At 45.4% G+C, this 830-nt stretch carries 1 protein-coding gene; it reads left to right on the top strand.

All coding sequences use genetic code 11. The features are described from left to right. Positions 1-476 precede the first annotated feature (476 nt). Positions 477-830 (top strand): IS110 family transposase (locus NE664_12475; protein ID MCQ4727455.1); only part of this gene is annotated, 354 nt, incomplete at its 3' end.

Raw genomic sequence — 830 nt, 5'->3', positions numbered from 1 at the left:
CAGTTCCGTCATAAGCTGTTCCCAATCCATAAACCGTCCCTCCTCGTATAATAAGTTTATAGCCAAGCAAAACAGGCTATAGACTTATTCTTTTTGTGGTATAGATGTAAGGATATTCTGTGATGTCATATCAGGAGGGGTCTCCTCCAGGAGCGCTGGTTCATCCTTTTCCCATCTATACAGTTTACATGTTACTTTATATCAGAGCTTCCCGATGCTATAATGATTCCCAGTGGAATCTTAGCTAAGGTCACTGCTGGTTCCCTCCTGCAAAGCCTATGGCTATTGCTCAATAAGCTTGCAGCCCAGACGGTGTACCATGACTGCTTACACAAATGCTGCATCCCCAGTTCTAGCCTCCAGCAGGGTATTTCTACTGGTCCAATGCTGATAACGCGAGGTTTCAGCCGGTACATCGAATCGGGATAAGCTTTGGCTCTGATTCCCCATTCTTACCTGAAAGGTGGTGATTACATATGAAGAAAATCGATTACCTCTCAACGCTTTTTGTTGGTATCGATATCGGTTCCCGTTTAAACGTTATCTCTGCTTTGAACTTCGAGCAAGAGTTCCTCATTCGGATGGCCTCCATCCCAAACTCTCAGTATGGCGCTGAACAGATGGAACTGATGATTGCCGAGGTTCTCCAACAGCATCATGAGTTCCGCTCCATCATCATTGGTTTGGAGTCCACTGGCTTTTACGGCGTCCACATTGCCAATTACCTTTCCACCTGTCAAATGCTGGCTCCCTTCTCCACGAAGGTCTACTGCCTCAATCCCAAGGAAGTGGCAAAGTATAAAGAATCCTTTAATTCCCTTGATAAGAAC

This window comes from Anaerotignum faecicola, from assembly GCA_024460105.1.
GTDB lineage: Bacteria > Bacillota > Clostridia > Lachnospirales > Anaerotignaceae > JANFXS01.
Note: the sequence above shows the minus strand (reverse complement) of the source record. Positions and strands in the feature narration are given on the sequence as shown.